The organism is Serinicoccus chungangensis, assembly GCF_001483745.1.
Classification (GTDB): Bacteria; Actinomycetota; Actinomycetes; order Actinomycetales; family Dermatophilaceae; genus Ornithinicoccus; species Ornithinicoccus chungangensis_A.
Genome location: NZ_LQBL01000033.1, coordinates 56,277 through 70,323, shown reverse-complemented (window position 1 = coordinate 70,323; position 14,047 = coordinate 56,277). Strand labels below are relative to the sequence as shown.

The 14,047-nt window shown below is 73.0% G+C and carries 12 protein-coding genes and 1 pseudogene; 11 read left to right on the top strand and 2 right to left on the bottom strand.

Going from position 1 to position 14,047, the window contains the following annotated elements:
* The first annotated feature begins 83 nt into the window (after positions 1-83).
* From AVL62_RS15960 to AVL62_RS16780, 4 genes are read left to right on the top strand one after another with little or no spacing between them, the layout of a single operon-like run.
* Entirely contained in the window at positions 84-566 is a 483-nt protein-coding gene (locus tag AVL62_RS15960; RefSeq protein WP_083519034.1) for an NAD(P)H-dependent oxidoreductase subunit E, read from the top strand.
* Positions 563-2,098, top strand: coding sequence for an NADH-ubiquinone oxidoreductase-F iron-sulfur binding region domain-containing protein (locus tag AVL62_RS15955; RefSeq protein WP_058892649.1), 1,536 nt, complete (start codon positions 563-565; stop codon positions 2,096-2,098). Before AVL62_RS15960 ends, AVL62_RS15955 begins: the two co-directional genes overlap by 4 nt.
* Positions 2,095-5,217, top strand: coding sequence for a formate dehydrogenase subunit alpha (gene fdhF / locus AVL62_RS15950; RefSeq protein WP_058892648.1), 3,123 nt, complete (start codon positions 2,095-2,097; stop codon positions 5,215-5,217). The genes AVL62_RS15955 and fdhF overlap by 4 nt, the downstream gene beginning before the upstream one ends.
* Positions 5,214-5,639, top strand: a complete 426-nt coding sequence (locus AVL62_RS16780) for a formate dehydrogenase subunit delta (protein WP_083519033.1) — start codon at positions 5,214-5,216, stop codon at positions 5,637-5,639. The genes fdhF and AVL62_RS16780 overlap by 4 nt, the downstream gene beginning before the upstream one ends.
* 34 nt (positions 5,640-5,673) lie before the next feature.
* Here AVL62_RS16780 and AVL62_RS15940 read toward each other — a convergent pair whose 3' ends face one another.
* Complete coding sequence (locus AVL62_RS15940; protein ID WP_058892647.1) at positions 5,674-6,945, bottom strand: multidrug effflux MFS transporter; 1,272 nt, start codon at positions 6,943-6,945, stop codon at positions 5,674-5,676.
* A gap of 99 nt (positions 6,946-7,044) precedes the next feature.
* Between AVL62_RS15940 and AVL62_RS15935 the strand changes: the two genes are divergently transcribed.
* The 3 genes and pseudogenes from AVL62_RS15935 (at position 7,045) to AVL62_RS15930 (ending at position 9,565) form a co-directional block, all read left to right on the top strand.
* Positions 7,045-7,569: a VOC family protein gene (locus AVL62_RS15935; RefSeq protein ID WP_058892646.1), complete on the top strand. Its 525-nt coding sequence runs from the start codon at positions 7,045-7,047 to the stop codon at positions 7,567-7,569.
* Between the two features lie 12 nt (positions 7,570-7,581).
* Positions 7,582-7,725, top strand: a pseudogene (locus AVL62_RS18270) (VOC family protein); the annotation flags it as partial.
* A 100-nt stretch (positions 7,726-7,825) separates the two neighbouring features.
* Entirely contained in the window at positions 7,826-9,565 is a 1,740-nt protein-coding gene (locus AVL62_RS15930) for an alpha-amylase family glycosyl hydrolase (protein WP_235585736.1), read from the top strand.
* Here AVL62_RS15930 and AVL62_RS15925 read toward each other — a convergent pair.
* Positions 9,550-10,236, bottom strand: coding sequence for a response regulator transcription factor (locus AVL62_RS15925; protein ID WP_058892645.1), 687 nt, complete (start codon positions 10,234-10,236; stop codon positions 9,550-9,552). The genes AVL62_RS15930 and AVL62_RS15925 overlap by 16 nt on opposite strands.
* Before the next feature lie 126 nt (positions 10,237-10,362).
* Between AVL62_RS15925 and AVL62_RS15920 the strand changes: the two genes are divergently transcribed.
* The 4 genes from AVL62_RS15920 (at position 10,363) to AVL62_RS15905 (ending at position 14,038) form a co-directional block, all read left to right on the top strand.
* A complete protein-coding gene (locus AVL62_RS15920) occupies positions 10,363-11,223 on the top strand; it encodes a glycosyltransferase family 2 protein (protein WP_161937898.1) in 861 nt (286 codons plus the stop codon).
* Between the two features lie 31 nt (positions 11,224-11,254).
* Positions 11,255-12,478 (top strand): ThiF family adenylyltransferase, encoded by a 1,224-nt coding sequence (locus AVL62_RS15915; protein WP_058892643.1) that lies wholly within the window; start codon positions 11,255-11,257, stop codon positions 12,476-12,478.
* 22 nt (positions 12,479-12,500) lie between these two features.
* Positions 12,501-13,217, top strand: a complete 717-nt coding sequence (gene mobA / locus AVL62_RS15910; protein WP_058892642.1) for a molybdenum cofactor guanylyltransferase — start codon at positions 12,501-12,503, stop codon at positions 13,215-13,217.
* A gap of 296 nt (positions 13,218-13,513) precedes the next feature.
* Entirely contained in the window at positions 13,514-14,038 is a 525-nt protein-coding gene (locus AVL62_RS15905; protein ID WP_058892641.1) for a GNAT family N-acetyltransferase, read from the top strand.
* Positions 14,039-14,047 lie beyond the last annotated feature (9 nt).

Sequence of the window (14,047 nt, the reverse complement as noted above, 5' to 3'; positions counted from 1 at the left end):
CGCACGGCGCGGGATCTCGGTCCTGCTCACTGTCGGTCCGCCGTCGTAGAGTGGGAGCATCACCCAACGACGGGAGGCGCGACGTGGCGCGTGCAGGTCGGCAGCAGACGGAGGAGCTGACCCCCAGGTCGGCCCGGGCCGAGGTCACCCGGGAGGTCGCGCAGGGGTATGCCGGGGAGCGGGGGCCGCTCCTGGAGATCCTGCACGCCGTCCAGGCCGAGCACGGCTACCTCGCCGACGAGGACGTCAGCGAGATCGCCGACGTGCTCAACCTCTCGGTGGCCGAGGTCCACGGCACCGTGAGCTTCTACCACGACTTCCGCCGGCATCCCGCGCCCGACCACCAGGTCCAGATCTGCCGCGCGGAGGCGTGCCAGTCCGTCGGTGCGGCAGCCCTCTTCGACGCGGCCCAGGACCACTTCGCCCACCGGGAGGACGTCGAGGTCCGCGAGGTCTTCTGCTTCGGCAACTGCGCCCTCGGCCCCAGCGCGAGCATCGACGGCCGGTTGCGGGCCCGGGTGACCATTGACGACATCGCCGCGGCGGAGTCAGGCTGGTCCCGATGACCACCGTGTGGGTGCCCCAGGACTCCTCGGCGCGCGCCGTCGGCGCCGACGAGGTGGCCGCCGCGCTGGCCGCGGTCGACGGCGTCACGGTCCGGCGCAACGGCACCCGCGGCATGCTCTGGCGCGAGCCGCTCGTGGAGGTCGAGACCGACCGGGGGCGGGTCGGCTACGCCGGGGTGACGGCGGAGGCCGTCCCGTCCCTGCTCGAGGCAGGTCTGCTCGACGGCTCCGAGCACGAGTCCTGCATCGGGGTCGTCGACGAGGACCCGTGGCTCACCGCGCAGGACCGGGTGAGCCTGGCCCGGATCGGCCTGGCCGAGCCGACCGACATCCACGCCTACGAGGCCCAGGGCGGGTGGGCCGGACTGCGCCGGGCGCTCGAGCTGGACCCCGCCGACGTCGTCGAGGAGGTGGTGGCGTCCGGGCTGCGCGGCCGTGGCGGTGCCGGTTTCCCCACGGGCATCAAGTGGCGCACCGTCCTGCAGGCGGAGGCGGAGCAGAAGTTCGTCGCCTGCAACCTCGACGAGGGCGACTCGGGCACCTTCGCCGACCGCATCCTCGCCGAGGCCGACCCCTTCACCCTCCTCGAGGGCATGACCATCGCCGCGGTCACCCTCGGCGCGACCGAGGGCTACATCTACTGCCGCAGCGAGTACCCGGACGCCATCTCCCGGTTGCGCGACGCCATCGCCGTGGCCGCCGAGCACGGCTACCTCGGGGACGACGTGGCCGGCAGCGGCCGGTCCTTCCGGCTGCAGGTCCGGGTCGGTGCCGGCGCCTACATCTGCGGCGAGGAGACCTCCATGCTGGAGTCTCTCGAGGGCCGTCGCGGCGAGGTCCGCGCCAAGCCGCCGATCCCGGCCCTGCGCGGGCTGTGGGGCAGTCCCACGGTCGTCAACAACCTGCTGTCCTTCGCCGCGATCCCGATGATCCTGGCCGACGGGGGCGAGGCGTATGCCGCACGCGGTGTCGGCCGGTCCCGCGGCACCCAGATCTTCCAGCTGGCCGGCAACATCGCCCGCGGCGGCGTCTACGAGGCGCCGCTCGGCGTCAGCCTCCGCGAGCTGGTCGAGGACGTCGGCGGCGGCACCCGCAGCGGACGCCCGGTGCGTGCGGTCCAGGTCGGAGGCCCGCTCGGCGCCTACCTCCCGGCCGACCGCCTCGACGTCCCCATGGGCTACGAGGAGCTGGCCGAGGCCGGCGGCATGCTCGGGCACGGCGGTCTGGTCGTCTTCGACGACACCGTCGACATGGCCCGGATGGCCCGGTTCGCCATGGAGTTCTGCGCCGTCGAGTCCTGCGGCAAGTGCACCCCGTGCCGCATCGGCTCCACCCGCGGCGTCGAGACGATCGACCGCATCACCAGCACACCGGCCGGCACCGAGGGCCGCGACCAGCTCTTCGTCCTCCTCGAGGACCTCTGCGCCACCATGACCACCGGCTCGCTGTGCGCCATGGGCGGCCTCACGCCCGTCCCGGTCCGCAGCGCCCTCACCCACTTCCCGGAGGACTTCGGAGGGAGCCCGCGATGACCGCCACCATCCCCACCGCCGAGCAGGTCGCCAGCCGGCTCGGCCAGGCGAGCCGGGACGGCGACGGCACCGGTATGCCGGGGGTCGCCCCCGGCGCCCCCGGTGCCGCCGACGCCCCCGACGGCGCGACGGGTGCGGCATACCTGCCCGAACCCGACTTCGGCACCCCCGAGGTGCGCAGCGAGAGGACCGTCACCCTCACCATCGACGACCGCGAGGTCACCGTGCCGGAGGGCACCTCGGTGATGCGGGCCGCCCGCGAGGCCGGCGTGCAGGTCCCGAGCCTGTGCGCCACCGACTCGCTCAAGGCCTTCGGCTCGTGCCGTCTGTGCCTCGTCGAGGTGGAAGGGGGCAAGGGCACCCCCGCCTCCTGCACCACCCCCTGCACCGACGGGGCCGTGGTCCGGACCCAGACGGAGGAGGTCCGCCGGGTCCGTCGCGGGGTGATGGAGCTCTACCTCTCCGACCACCCGACCGACTGCGCCGGGTGCGCCCGCGGCAGCTGCCAGGTCGCCGCGCTCGCTCACCAGGCAGGGGTGGCGGAGGTGCGCTACGGTCTTCCCACCCCCCGGAGGGACGAGTCCCCCGCACTGCGCACGCAGGTGGAGGCCCCGTCCGGGGGGGTCCAGCAGGAGGAGCCCGCCGGGGGGAGCGGGGAACGGGTCAGCGCGGGTCACGGACCGGTCCTCGGTCGCGGTCCGGTCGACACCTCCAACCCCTACTTCGACTACACCCCGGACGCCTGCATCGCGTGCTCCCGCTGCGTGCGCGCGTGCGCCGACATCCAGGGCACCTTCGCGCTCACCGTCGAGGGCCGGGGCCTGGCCTCCCGCATCGCGCCAGGGCCCACCGACTTCCTCGGCTCCGAGTGCGTCTCCTGCGGCGCCTGCGTGCAGGCCTGCCCGACCGACGCGCTCACCGAGAAGTCCGTGGTCAGCCTCGGTATGCCGAAGCGCACCGTGGAGACCACGTGCGCCTACTGCGGGGTCGGCTGCTCCTTCCGTGCCGAGGTCACCGACACCCGGGACGAGCAGACGGGTCAGACCCGGACGCAGGTCGTGCGCATGATGCCGCTCAAGGCGGGCAAGGCCAACGAGGGCCACTCCTGCGTCAAGGGGCGGTTCGCCTACGGCTACACCGACCACGAGGACCGCCAGCTGTCCCCGATGGTGCGCGACAGCATCGAGGACGAGTGGCGCACCGTCTCCTGGGAGGAGGCGATCTCGCGGGTGGCGCAGGGTTTCCGGGAGATCCAGGAGCGGCACGGCGTCGGCTCGATCGGCGGCATCTCCTCCAGCCGGTGCACCAACGAGGAGGTCTACGTCGTCCAGAAGATGGTGCGCGCGGCCTTCGGCAACAACAACGTCGACACCTGCGCCCGGGTCTGCCACAGCCCCACCGGCTACGGGCTCAACCAGACCTTCGGCACCTCCGCGGGCACCCAGGACTTCGCCTCGGTCGAGGACACCGACGTGATCCTGCTCATCGGCGCCAACCCCACCGACGCGCACCCGGTCTTCGCCTCGCGGATGAAGCAGCGGCTGCGCGAGGGCGCGCAGATCATCGTCGCCGACCCGCGGGAGATCGCGCTGGTCCGCTCCCCGCACGTCGAGGCGGCCCACCACCTGCCGCTGCTGCCCGGCTCCAACGTCGCCTTCGTCAACGCGATGGCGCACACGATCGTCACCGAGGGGCTGCACGACAAGGGGTTCCTGGAGGAGCGCTGCGAGGACGTCGAGGCATACCTCGACTTCATCCGGTCGCCGGAGAACTCCCCGGAGGCCACCGCGGAGGCGACCGGTCTGGACCCGGAGCGGGTGCGCGAGGCGGCCCGGCTCTACGCCGCGGCCCCCAACGGCTCGATCTACTACGGCCTCGGTGTCACCGAGCACAGCCAGGGCTCGACGATGGTCATGGGCATGGCCAACCTCGCCATGGTGACCGGCAACATCGGTCGGCCCGGTGTCGGCGTCAACCCGCTGCGCGGCCAGAACAACGTGCAGGGCAGCTGCGACATGGGCTCCTTCCCGCACGAGCTGCCGGGCTACCGCCACATCTCGCTGCCGGACGTGCGGGCGATCTACGAGGACCTATGGGGGGTCACCCTCGACCCGGAGCCGGGGCTGCGGATCCCCAACATGTTCGACGCCGCCATCGGGGGCAGCTTCAAGGGGCTGTTCGTGCACGGCGAGGACATCGCCCAGTCCGACCCCAACCTGCGGCACGTGCGGGCGGCGCTGACCAGCATGGAGATGGTCGTGGTCCAGGACCTCTTCCTCAACGAGACCGCGCGCTACGCCCACGTCTTCCTGCCCGGCAGCAGCTTCCTGGAGAAGGACGGCACCTTCACCAACGCCGAGCGCCGGCTCGGCCGGGTGCGCCCGGTCATGCCGAGCAGGGTGGGCAAGGACGAGTGGCAGGTGGTCTGCGACATCGCCACCGCGATGGGCTACCCGATGGAGTATGCCTCCGCCTCGGAGATCATGGACGAGATCGCCGCGACCACGCCCACCTTCGCGGGGGTCAGCTTCGCGCGGCTGGACGCCGAGGGCTCGATGCAGTGGCCGGTCAACGACCGAGCGCCGCACGGCACCCCCACGATGCACGTGGACGCGTTCGTCCGGGGCAAGGGCAAGCTCATCCCGACCGTCTTCGTGCCGACGACGGAGACGACCAACCGGCGGTTCCCGCTCATCCTCACCACAGGGCGGATCCTCACCCAGTACAACGTCGGCGCGCAGACCCGTCGCACCGCCAACTCCACCTGGCACCCCGAGGACGTCCTCGAGCTGCACCCGGCGGACGCCGAGGTGCGGGGGATCCGCAGCGGGGACCGGGTCGAGCTGTCCAGCCGGGTGGGGGCCACCACGCTCACCGCCCTGGTGTCGACCCGGATGCAGCCCGGGGTCGTCTACACGACCTTCCACCACCCGGTCACCGGTGCCAACGTCGTGACCACCGAGAACTCCGACTGGGCCACCAACTGCCCGGAGTACAAGGTCACCGCCGTCCAGGTCGGGGTCGCCAACGCCGGCCGGGACCACCCCGCGACCGAGGAGACCAGCGACGGGCACGACCCGGTCGACCCGACGGTCGAGGTCGTCGGGGCACGCCGGTGACACAGGGCCAGACGGACCCGTCGGGTCGGCACGCGCGCCCGCAGGAGCCCTCCGGCGGTCTGTCGGACGGTCGACCGGCACCTGACGAGCCTGACCTCGACGCCCCGACCGACGCCGACCCGGCCCCGACCCAGGGTCCCCCGACCGGGGAGGCCGCGGACGCGCAGAGACGTCAGCGGCTGCCCGCCGAGGTGCGGATGGGCGAGGACATCGCCCGCGCCATGGCCCACCACCCGCCGCAGCGGGCCGCCGAGGAGATCGCCACGCACATCCGCAAGTTCTGGGACCCGCGCATGCGGTCCTCGATCGTGGGTCGGGTCGAGGCCGGGGAACCGATGGACGACCTGCTCCGGGCCGGGGTCCAGCTCTACCGCCAGGGCGAGATCGACCGCGCCGAGGTCGCCGAACCCTCCGGGGGCTGACCCTCAGGCCGCCGAACCCTCCGGGGGCTGACCCTCAGGCCGCCTCGGCCCCGGCTGCACCGACCGCCGGTGCTCCCGTCCCGGACGCGGTGGCGCGCCGGTGCCACACCCACAGGGCCGCGCCCAGCACCGCGAAGAGCGCGCTGGTCGACGCTGCCGTGAGGAGCGTGCCGGTCACCAGCGGGCTGATGACCCCCGCCAGCAGGGCGTTGAAGACCAGCGCGGCGAAGGAGGCCATGGACGCCGCGGCGCCCCTCGCCTCCGGGAACAGGTCGAGCATGGCCAGCTGCTGCACCGGGAAGGCCACCCCGATCGCCACCCCCATCGCCGCCGGCCCGAGCACCGCCCACGGCAGCGTCGGCGCCACCGCGCACAGGAGCACGTTGACGGCTACCGCCGCGACGAGGCCGAGCATCGTCACGTCCACCATGCGGTCGGCCTCCACCCGACCGGCCAGCCGGTTGGTCAGCATCGACCCGGTGACCATGCCGCCGATCATCGGGACGAAGAGCATCCAGAAGTCCTGCTCGCCGCGGCCCAGCAGGTCGACGACCACGATCGGGGCGGCCACGACGTAGAGGAAGTAGGAGGCGAAGACGAAGGCCGAGGAGAGGGCCAGCCGCTGGAACCGGCCGGACCGCGCGACGTGGGCCAGCGACCGCAGCACGGCTCCCACCCGCAGCGGGCTGCGCAGCTCCTTCGGATGGGTCTCGGGCAGCACGACGGCGGTGAGGACGGCCGCCCCGATGCCGTAGGCGGCGACGAACCAGAAGATCCAGTGCCACGGACCGAAGCGCAGGATCTCCCCGCCGATGACGGGCGCGACGGCGGGGGCGACGGCGAAGATCATCATGACCCGCGCCATGAGCCTCTGCGCCTCGGCGCCCGAGAAGAGGTCGCGGATGACCGCGCGGCTGACGATCGTCGCGGCCCCGGCGAAGAGCCCCTGGAAGACGCGCGCCACGAGCAGCACCGCGAGCGTCGGGGCGAGCGCGCAGGCGACCGAGGCGACGACATACCCGATCAGCCCGCCGATCATCACCGGCTTGCGCCCCAGCGCGTCGGAGACCGGCCCGTGGAAGACGCTCATGAGCGCGAAGCTGAGCAGGTAGACGCTGGTGATCTGCTGCAGCGCCGCGGTGTCGGCGTCGAAGTCCCGACCGATCGCCTCGAAACCGGGGAAGACGGTGTCGATGGTGAACGGGCCGATCATCGCCAGGGAGGCGAGCGTGGTCGTGACCAGGAGGGTCGCCCGCCGGGGGTATGCCGCGGCCCCGGTCTGCGGGTCGCGGTCGGTGGACGTCACCGCCTCACGGTAGCCGCGGGACGGTGGACGTGCGTCGGTGGCCGGTCCTACATTCGAGAGTAGCCGCCCCGGACGTGGCAGACGAGCGAAGGAGCACCCATGTCCACCCGTGAGAGCTATGCCCCAGGCACCCCCTGCTGGATCGACCTGATGGCCCCCGACGTCGAGGCGGCGAAGGAGTTCTACACCTCGCTCTTCGGCTGGACCGCGCAGGACAGCCACGACGACGACGGCACCTGGATCTACACCAACTTCCTGCACGACGGCCAGGTCGCGGCCGGCCTGGGCCGCCAGCCGGAGGAGATGTCGGCGGCCGGGATGCCGCCGGCGTGGAGCACCTACGTCGCGACCGGTGCCGTCGTCAGCGCCTGGCAGCCCGGCTCCCACCGGGGCGCCGAGGTCTGCAACGAGCCCGGCACCTGGTCCTGGAACGAGCTGATGACCCGCGACCTCGAGGCGGCCTCGGCGTTCTACAGCGCCGTGTTCGGCTGGGGCTACGAGGACATGCCGATGCCGTACGGCACCTATCGCGTCATCTCCGGCGCCGACGAGGGTGGTCTCGGCGGGCTGATGGCGATGCCCCCGAACGTGCCCGACGAGATCCCGAGCTACTGGACCGTCTAGTTCAGCACCGACGACGCCGACGCGACGATCGCCCGGGTCAAGGAGCTGGGTGGCGCGCTGGTGCACGGACCCGACGACATGGCCGGGGTCGGGCGCATGGCCACGGTGTCCGACCCGCAGGGAGGGGTCTTCATGGTGATGCAGCCGTCGTCGTAGGTCTCGGCGTCCCCTGGCGCGCGGCTACGATCGAGGTTCGGGGCGCGGGTTCGACAGCGCCTGCGCCCCTCGTCGTGTCCCGCTGCAGCAAGGAGCCTCCGTGAGCGTCACCGGTATGGGTGCCATCCCGATCGAGGGCGGCTACGCCTTCCGGGTGTGGGCCCCCCACGCCACCGCCCTCAGCGTCGTCGGTGACTTCAACGGGTGGGACCCCGAGGCCCACGGCATGGCGTCCGAGGGCAACGGCCACTGGTATGCCGAGGTGCCGGGCGCGCGGATGTGGCAGGAGTACCAGCTGCTGGTGACCAACGGTGAGCAGACCTTCCACCGGATCGACCCACGGGCGCTCGCCGTCACCAGCTCGGTCGGCAACGGCCTGCTCTACGACCACGGGGCCTTCGACTGGGAGGGTGACGACTTCACCCCGCCGCGTCAGCACGAGACCGTCGTCTACGAGACCCACATCGGGTCCTTCGTCGCCACCGACCACGGGCGCCCGGCCGACCTGGGTGACCTCATGGGCAAGCTCGACTACCTCGTGGGCCTGGGGGTCAACGCCATCGAGCTCATGCCCCTCATGGAGTTCGCCGGTGACTACTCGTGGGGCTACAACCCGGCGCACGTCTTCGCCGTCGAGTCCAGCTACGGCGGTCCGGAGGCCCTGAAGACCTTCGTCCGGGAGGCGCACCGCCGGGGCATCGCCGTCTACGTCGACGTCGTCTACAACCACTTCGGTCCCAGCGACCTGCCGACCTGGCAGTTCGACGGGTGGTCCGAGAACGGCAAGGGCGGCATCTACTTCTACAACGACCACCGGAGCGCGACCCCCTGGGGTGACACCCGCCCGGACTACGGGCGGCACGAGGTGCGCGACTTCATCCTCGACAACGCCCGGATGTGGCTGCGTGACTACCACGCCGACGGGCTGCGGCTGGACATGACGCCCTACATGCGCCGGGTGGACGGCACGCACGGCGACGAGATCCCCGAGGGCTGGGAGATGATGCGCAGCATCGGGGAGATGGTGCGCACCGAGTTCCCCCGCCACCTCGTCATCGCCGAGGACCTGCACGGCGTCGCCGCCGTCACCTCGACCGAGCCGGGCGGCGCGGCCATGCACGCCCAGTGGGACAACCAGTTCGTCCACCCGGTCCGCGAGGCGCTCATCGCCGGCGACGACGGGCAGGGGTCGGTCGAGGCGGTGGCCCGGGCGGTGACGCATACCTATCACCACGCCTTCGACCGGGTCATCTACACCGAGTCCCACGACGAGGTGTCCAACGGCAAGGCGCGCATCACCTCCGAGGTCCAGGGGGACAACCCCGGCGGGTGGGACGCCCAGAAGCGCGCCACCCTCGGGGCCGCGCTCGTCCTGACCGCGCCCGGGCTGCCGATGCTGTTCCAGGGGCAGGAGTTCCTGGAGGGCGAGTGGTTCCGCGACGACGTCCCGCTGGACTGGGAGCGGGCCTGGGGCTTCCGGGACATCACCCAGATGTTCCGGGACCTCATCGGCATGCGGTTGAACCGGGACGGCACCACCGCCGGCCTGTGCGGCCCTCGCACCACGCTCGTCCTCGCCGACGAGGAGGCCGCGCTGCTCGCCTACGTGCGCTCCACCGATGACGACCAGCACGTCCTGGTCGCGGTCAACCTGTCCTCGCACGCCGTCAGCCGCCCGGTCGAGCTCCCGGGGGGTCGCTGGGAGGTGCTCTTCAACAGCGACGCGCAGACCTACAGCCAGCTGTTCGGAGACCACCAGACGCCCGCCGTGGACGTCCAGGACGGCCGGGGGACGCTCGATGTCGGCCCGTGGTCGGTCGTCGTCTACGCGCCGGCCTGAGACGACGACTCGTCGTCCACGTCCCGGCGCATCGTGTCGGGGGTCAGCCCGTGCTCGAGGCCCCAGCGGACCGCCTGCGACCGGCGGGTGACCCCCATCTTGCGGTAGGCCGTCCGGATGTAGGTCTTGACCGAGTTGATGGACAGGTAGGTCCGCAGCGCGATGTCGTTGTTGGTGAGCCCCTGCGTGATGAGCGTGACGATCTCGGCCTCCCGCGCCGAGAGGCCCTCGACGCGTCCGGGCCAGTCGCCGGGTGAGTGCGGCTCGGCGGCCGGGACGCGGCTGGTCGCCGGCTCCACCACGACCTCGCCCGAGGCCACCCGTTCCAGGCACTCGACGAGCTCGGCGCCGCTCACCGTCTTGCCGATGTAGCCGCGGCACCCCTTGGCGAGCGCGATCTCGACCAGCGCCGGGTCGACGTTCCAGGTGTAGACGACGACGGCCCCCGGGTCGTCGCTCTCCAGCACCTCGTCGAAGTCGTCCCCGTCCACCTGCGGCTCGGAGAAGGTGTCGTAGAGCGTGACGTCGACCGACTGCTCGACCTCGGACTGCGCCCCGAGCTCGACCACCGACACGCGGTGCTCGAACGGTTCGAGCATGGCCTGCAGGCCCCGGACGACCACCTCGAAGTCGTTCATCAGGGCCACGCGGAGCGGCTCTGTCCCAGCCATGACCCGCACCTTACGCCGGGGGAGCAGGGCTTGGCACGCCGAAGCGCCGCGTGCCCGGGCCCGAGAAGTCACCCTTTCGGATGTAGTCCTCGCGCGCGCGGGCTGCCTATGCTTCGGCGCGTGCCCGTGACTGTTGCTGTGCTGACCATGACGCGCGGGCACCACGACCACCTGCTGGCGCAGGTGGACGGCCTGTCCGTCGGGACGATGCCGCCCGACCTGCACGTCGTCATCTCCATGGGGGACCGCGACCTCACCCGTGGTCGGCTGCCCCTCGGGACCGACCGCTGGCAGACCATCGTCAAGCCCGTGACCACCGACCGTCGCGCCCTGCCCTACGCCGCCGCCCGCAACCGTGCCGCCGAGCTCGCCGTCGAGCAGGGCGCCGACGTCCTCGTCTTCCTCGACGCCGCGGTCATCCCAGGGCCGCGCACGCTGGAGCGCTACGTCACGGCCGTCACCGACCAGCAGGAGACCGGCACCCCACCCGGTCCGGTGGTGTGGAGCTCCCCGGTCCTGCGGCTCCCGGCCCTGGAGAACCCCGCGCTGGGCTACCCGCTGCGTCAGATGCACGAGCTCAGCCTCCGGGCTCCCGGTGCGCCGGCCCTCGCGCCGGGGGAGACCCAGGTCAACCAGCGCCTGCACCTCTTCACCCCGGCCAGCTTCGCGCTCAGCGCCGACGACTTCCACCGGACCGGTGGCTTCTGCACCGACTACGTCGGCCCGGGACTGGAGGCGCACGACTTCGCCCACGTCGTGTCCCGGGCGGGCGGGACCCTGGTCTGGGTCGGCGGCGCGGAGGCCTACCGCCAGCCCAGCGAGCGGCTGACGCCGGACCAGGAGGCGCGCTACGCCCGGGCCCACGCCGCCGTCTGGCGCGAGCGGTGGGGAGCCGAGCCGGACCACCCCTGGCTCAGCCGCCTCGTGGGCGAGGGCGTCGTGCAGCGCGACGGCTCCGGCCGCATCCCCGCCCCGGCACGGCGGTGAGCCGCGCGCGGCGAGCGTGCACACTGGGTCCATGACCTCCCTGCCGCCGCTGGTCGAGCCCGGCCCGCCGTTGACGCCCGAGCAGGTGACCCGCTACTCGCGCCACCTCTTGGTGCCCGGACTGGGCATGACCGCGCAGCGCCGCCTGCTCCGCGCCCGGGTGGCCGTGATCGGTGCGGGCGGGCTCGGCAGCCCGGTGCTGGCCTACCTGGCCGCCGCCGGCGTCGGGCACCTCACGGTCATCGACGACGACGACGTCGAGCTCACCAACCTGCAGCGCCAGGTCATCCACCGCGCCGACGCCGTGGGCACCCCCAAGGGAGCCTCTGCCGAGGCCTTCGTGCGCGGGCTGAACCCGGACGTGTCGGTGACCGTGCGGCATACCCGCATCGACGCGGACAACGCCCAGGAGCTGCTGCGCGGGCACGACGTCGTGCTCGACGGTGCGGACAACTTCCCGACCCGGTATGCCGTGTCCGACGCCTGCGTCGCCCTGGGGATCCCCCTCGTGTGGGCCGCGGTGCTGCGTTTCGACGCGCAGCTGTCGACCTTCGTGCCGGACGTCGAGGACGCGGTGTCGCTGCGGGACCTCTTCCCGGTGCCCCCGCGCGCGGAGGACGTGCCCAGCTGCTCGGAGGCGGGGGTGCTCGGGGCGCTCGTCGGCCAGGTGGGCTCGATCATGGCGGCGGAGGTGGTCAAGCTGGTCTGCGGCTTCGGGGAGCCGCTGGTCGGTCGCGTCCTGCTCGTCGACGCCCTCACCCAGCGCACGCGGGAGGTGCCGCTGCGTCCGGTCGGCGCCGTGGTGCAGCCGGAGCAGCGCGAGCAGCTCCGGCCGGTCGTGCCGCTGCCCGAGCTCGGTGCCGCAGAGGTGGCCGCGATGCTCGGGGCAGGCTCCCCGTCGTCCGCCGCCGGTGGTGGTGAGGTGCCCACCCGGCCCGACGTCGTCGGCTCCTGCCCCACGGGGGACGGCTCCGCGGGGGCGGTGCCCGTGGTGCTGGACGTGCGGGAGCCGGCGGAGCACGAGCTCGGCACCGTCCCGGGAGCCCTCCTCGTCCCCGTGGGAGAGGTCCTCAGCTGGGAGGACCTGGACCACCACCTGCCACCGGGACCGGTCGTCGTCTACTGCAAGGCCGGCCCGCGGGCGCAGCGCGCGGCGGCTCACCTGGTGCGGCTCGGTCACGACGAGGTGAGCGTCATGACCGGCGGCATCCTGGCGTGGATCGAGCAGGTGGACCCGACCCTGCCGAGCTACTGACGGCCTGGCTGCCGACCTGCTGATGACGGACGTGGAGCCCGGCGACGAGCGCGGTGGCCGTGATCCCGAGGGCGGGCCCGGGCACGGGGCGCACGGTGTCGGCGGCGAGCTGCCCGCCGTCGACCTGGTCGTCCTCGCCGGTGGGCGGGGGGAGCGCCTCGGCGGCGCCGACAAGGCCGCGCTGGTCGTCGACGGCCGCACCCTGCTGGAGCGCGTCCTCGACGTCGACCTCGGCGGCCGGGTCGTGGTGGTCGGCGACACCCCCGTCCCCGACGGCGTGCACCGCACGCTCGAGGACCCGCCCGGCGGTGGGCCCGTGGCCGGCATCGCCGCGGGGCTGGACCTGCTCGACGGCGTCGGGTCGGCGGTGCCCGAGGCCCCGGCAGCGGGCCGTGGTGGCGCCGCGACCCCGGACCCTGCGCCGGCGGCCTGGGTCGCCGTCTGTGCCGTCGACCAACCGGCGGCCACCGTGGGCCTGGGCCTGCTTCGCGACGCCCTCCCCGGGGCCGACCCGTCCGTCGACGCCGTGGGCCCTGTGGACGGCCAGGGCCGCCGCCAGTGGCTGCTCGCGGTCTACCGGCAGACCGCCCTCCGGTCCGCGCTGCAGCGCGTCGGGCAGCCGCGGCACGCCGCCATGCGGACGCTCGTCGCCGACCTGAGCTGGCACGACGTCGTCGTCGGCCCTGAGCACCTCGGGGACATCGACACCTGGGAGGACCTGCGGCGCTGGGACCCGTGAGGTCAGGGTCGGGCGCAGCCTCGAGGATCGAGCACTCCCGCCCCGCCCGGCTCCGGTCGGCTGCCACCCCACCCCGCTCCACCCGGCTCCGGTCGGTGCGCCTCACCGCGACCCACCCGGCCCCACCCCGACGGCTGCCCTCTGACAGCCGCGTCGTCATCTGTCCTCCGGCTTGTCAGCTGGCAGCCCCTTCGAGGGGGCTGATGGATGACGACGAGGCTGACAGATGACGAACCGGCTGGCAGAGGGGACACCGCCGGTGGCGCAGGCTCCTCGGATGGTCGAGCCTGGAGGTCATGGGCCTCCTGCTGCGTCGCGCGGTGCCGGACGACGCCGAGGCCATCGCGGCCCTGCGGGTCGCCGGGTGGCGGGCGGCATACCGCGGGTTGGTGCCGGAGCCCCTGCTGGCCGCGCTGGATCCGGCGACCGAGGCCGCACGCCGGCGCAGGACGTGGGGCCGGCGCCACAGCCATCTGCACGACCGTGAGCTGGTGGCCGAGCTCGACGGCGTCGTGGTCGGGTGGGCCATCGGTGGGGCCTCCACGGACGCGGACCGCGAGGCGTCCGGACAGCTGCACGCGCTCTACGTCCTGCCCAGCCGGTGGTCCTCCGGGATCGGGCACCGGCTGCTGCTCGCCGTGGAGGACCACCTGCGCGCCTGCCGGTATGCCGAGGCGCACCTCTGGGTGCTCGACGGCAACGAGCGGGCGGCCAAGTTCTACGGCCGGCACGGCTGGTACGAGGACGGCGGGACCCAGCTCGACCGGCGTGGCGAGCACGTCCTGCTGGAGCGGCGCCGGGTGCGCGACCTGCGGTGCTGAGGTCCCGGC

What these genes read in the sequence shown, in the direction of transcription:
- AVL62_RS15955 (WP_058892649.1), top strand. Translation starts at nt 563, where the DNA reads ATGACCACCGTGTGGGTGCCCCAGGACTCCTCGGCGCGCGCCGTCGGC.
- fdhF (WP_058892648.1), top strand. Translation starts at nt 2,095, where the DNA reads ATGACCGCCACCATCCCCACCGCCGAGCAGGTCGCCAGCCGGCTCGGC.
- AVL62_RS15935 (WP_058892646.1), top strand. Translation starts at nt 7,045, where the DNA reads ATGTCCACCCGTGAGAGCTATGCCCCAGGCACCCCCTGCTGGATCGAC.
- AVL62_RS15925 (WP_058892645.1), bottom strand. Translation starts at nt 10,236, where the DNA reads ATGGCTGGGACAGAGCCGCTCCGCGTGGCCCTGATGAACGACTTCGAG.
- AVL62_RS15915 (WP_058892643.1), top strand. Translation starts at nt 11,255, where the DNA reads ATGACCTCCCTGCCGCCGCTGGTCGAGCCCGGCCCGCCGTTGACGCCC.
- mobA (WP_058892642.1), top strand. Translation starts at nt 12,501, where the DNA reads ATGACGGACGTGGAGCCCGGCGACGAGCGCGGTGGCCGTGATCCCGAG.
- AVL62_RS15905 (WP_058892641.1), top strand. Translation starts at nt 13,514, where the DNA reads ATGGGCCTCCTGCTGCGTCGCGCGGTGCCGGACGACGCCGAGGCCATC.